Consider the following 3,187-nt stretch of genomic DNA (forward strand, 5'->3'; position numbering starts at 1 on the left):
GCGATCATCGCGTTCTTCATCGCCTGGAACGACTTCGTCTACGGCATCTCGCTCACCTCGACCGATGCCGCGCGCCCGGTGCCGGCGGCGCTGTCGTTCTTCACCGGCGCGTCGCAGTTCGAAGATCCGACGGGGGCGATCTCCGCGGCCGCGATCGTGGTGACGATCCCCATCGTCATCGTCGTGGTCATCTTCCAGCGGCGCATCGTCTCCGGCCTCACGCAGGGCGCGGTGAAGGGATGACCCGCCGCGCCGTCGCCACGCAATCCACGTCCTCGAAGGAGTCGTCATGGCATCCATCACGCTGAACAACGTCGTCAAGACCTATGACGACGGCTTCACGGCGGTCAAGGGCATCGATCTCGACATCGCCGATGGCGAGTTCGTGATCCTCGTCGGTCCGTCCGGATGCGGCAAGTCGACGCTCCTGCGGATGATCGTCGGGCTGGAGGACATCACCGACGGCGACCTTCGCATCGATGACCGCGTGGTCAACGACAAGGCGCCGAAGGACCGGAACCTCGCGATGGTCTTCCAGAATTACGCGCTGTACCCGCACCTGACGGTGTACGAGAACATCGCCTTCCCGATGCGGTTGAAGTCCAGCGACGTCGACGACAAGGAGATCGACGAGCGGGTCAAGCGGGCCTCGCGCCTTCTGGAGCTCGACGAGCACCTGGAGCGGAAGCCTGCGAACCTCTCCGGCGGGCAGCGACAGCGGGTCGCGATGGGCCGCGCGATCGTGCGCAACGCCGATGCATTCCTCTTCGACGAGCCGCTGTCGAACCTCGACGCGAAGCTGCGCGGGCAGATGCGCACCGAGATCGCGCGGCTGCAGCGCTCGCTCGGCATCACGACCGTCTATGTCACGCACGACCAGACCGAGGCGATGACGCTCGGCGACCGTGTCGCGGTGCTCCGGCGTGGCGAATTGCAGCAGGTGGCGAGTCCGCGCGGGCTCTACGAGCAGCCGGCCAACCTCTTCGTCGCGGGGTTCATCGGGTCACCGCCCATGAACTTCCTCAACGGTGCCGTCGAGGGCGATACGCTGCGCCTGCCGATGATGGATGTGCCCATCGACGACAGGCTGCGCGCCGCGATCGGCGACCGGTCCACGGTGATCGTCGGGGTGCGGCCGGACGCCTTCCAGGACGTCGATGCGATGGAGAACGAGCCGAGCGACGGCGTGCGCGTGAGCGTCGACGTGGAGATGACGGAGTGGCTGGGGGAGGTGCTGTACGCGTACGTGCCGTTCGAGACCGACGAGGCGGTGCGCGAGACCCTCTCGCAGCTGGACAAAGACCTGGACGGGGAGAGCCTGCGCACTGAGATGGTGATCGCGCTCGACGCGAACAGCCTCATCACCGGAGGGGACACGGCGAACCTGTGGCTCTCACCCGACTCGCTGTACGTGTTCGATCCGGAGACGAGCGTCAACCTCACCCGAGACGAATCCCGTGCCGAGAAGCTCGAGGAGCAGGGTCGCACGCAGCGACAGCGCGCCCTCGAGCGCGCGAAGGAGCGGGAGGAGAAGGCCACCGCCTGAGCCGGCGCCGGCGCCCGGTTTCGCCCGCCCCGAGGCCGATCATGCGTCGTCCGGACACTCTCGGCAGTGACCGAAAACCTCGATGAGATGACGGGTGACGGTGAAGCCGTGTTCGAGCGCGGCCGCCCTGATCCAGTCCTCGTCGGGTGGGTCGACGTCGACGGCCGTGCCGCACGTTTCGCAGATGAGGTGATGGTGATGCGTTCCCCGTCGCCGGCACGTGCGGAACAGCTGTCCGGTGGCCACCGACACCGTGTCGGCGTCGCCCTGTTCGGCGAGGGCGGCCAGGTGCCGATAGACGGTCGCGAGCCCGATCGACTGGCCGTCGCCGTTGATCTGCAGGTGCAGCTGCTGAGCCGAGACGAAGCCGTCGGCGCGGGCCAGAGCTCGCCGAACGGCCTCTCGCTTGGCGCTTTCACGCGTCGGCGCGCCGGAGGTGTCGGCTGCGGTCATGGTGCCTCCGTGCACACGGGGAACGTCGCCGGCTGAGAAAGGACACCGGTGCGGATGCCTCCCCGAGAGACGTCCGCACCGGTGCCGGTCATGGGCCGAATCGGATCAGCTGATCGCGATCTCGTTCGGCGTGTGGTCGAGCTCGACGCTCGAGATGATCTCGCCGGTGGTGAGATCGACCGCGTGGACCGAATTCGTCGCCGGCTCGGTCACGTAGGCGATGTCGCCCGCGACCTTGATGGCCGGGTGAGCATCCTGCCACTCGACCGGGCCCTCCCACGCCTCGACGACGGGGTACGCGTCGGTCAGCTCACCGGTCTCGGGGGCGAGAACGTGGATCTGGCCGTCGCTGGCGAGGATGTACGCCAGGTCGCCGGGGCCCCGCGCGATGTCACGGAACGTGTACTGGACCTCGTCGGGAAGGTCGACGACCTCGTAGGTCTGTGCGGCGGTGTCGATCAGCGTGACCGCGTTGAGCAGGTAGCCCTCTGCGTCGGGGTCGTTCTTGTAGTCGCCGACGACGATGGGGCTCGTCTCCGACACGAAGGCGTTGCCCATGCGGCCGTACTCGTCGGGCGCGGTGAACTTCACGAACTCCCCGTCCGCGTACAGCAGGGCGCCGTTCTCGCAGCCGAAGATCACGGCCTCGTCGGCCGCCGTGCCTTCGCCGTGGATGCCGGGGCAGTCCGCGCTCATCGCCTCTTCGTCCCAGTGGTCCTCGTGCGCGTGCAGCGCGACGGCACCGCTGCGGTCGGAGAGCGTGGTGACCAGCTCGCCGTCTTCGAGCACGATCGAGACGCCGTGGTGGGGCTCGTCGGCGGTGTACGTGGTCGTCTCGGGGAGCGCGTCGTAGCCGTCGGCGAAGGCGTCGGTGGCCACGATCGTGGATGTTCCGGTGCCATCGTCGAACAGGACGGTGTTGCCCTCGTGGGAGACGACGTGACCGGCCGTGGTCGCCTCGAAGACGAGGTCGGTCAGCGCCGGCTCCGACGTGTCGAGCATCTGGAATCCGGCCGACGTGGTGACCGCGACGGTCTTTCCGTCACCGAAGGTGTTGAGGCGGACGAACTCCTCCGACGCGAATTCGTCGACGACCTCGAGGGTCTCGGGGTCGAGGACGGCGACGCCTCCCTCGTACGCGACGGCGATGCGCCCCTCGACGGTTTCGGTGGCGGATTCGGTGGTGGT

The 3,187-nt window shown here is 67.7% G+C and carries 3 protein-coding genes and 1 pseudogene; 2 read left to right on the forward strand and 2 right to left on the reverse strand.

The features are described from left to right. Positions 1–243: pseudogene (locus tag B4E30_RS04635) on the forward strand (carbohydrate ABC transporter permease); the annotation flags it as partial. Positions 244–289: 46 nt separating this feature from the next. Continuing rightward, positions 290–1,546: an ABC transporter ATP-binding protein gene (locus B4E30_RS04640; protein WP_286793693.1), complete on the forward strand. Its 1,257-nt coding sequence runs from the start codon at positions 290–292 to the stop codon at positions 1,544–1,546. A 39-nt stretch (positions 1,547–1,585) separates the two neighbouring features. Here B4E30_RS04640 and B4E30_RS04645 read toward each other — a convergent pair whose 3' ends face one another. Then, the gene (locus tag B4E30_RS04645) at positions 1,586–1,999 is read right to left on the reverse strand and encodes a Fur family transcriptional regulator (protein WP_286793695.1); all 414 of its coding nucleotides are present in this window, start codon (positions 1,997–1,999) and stop codon (positions 1,586–1,588) included. 105 nt (positions 2,000–2,104) lie between these two features. Beyond that, the coding region (aztD, locus tag B4E30_RS04650; RefSeq protein ID WP_286793697.1) for a zinc metallochaperone AztD at positions 2,105–3,187 on the reverse strand (1,083 nt) is incomplete at its 5' end.

It is taken from the genome of Microbacterium sp. UBA3394, from assembly GCF_002358725.1.
Lineage (GTDB): Bacteria > Actinomycetota > Actinomycetes > Actinomycetales > Microbacteriaceae > Microbacterium > Microbacterium luteum.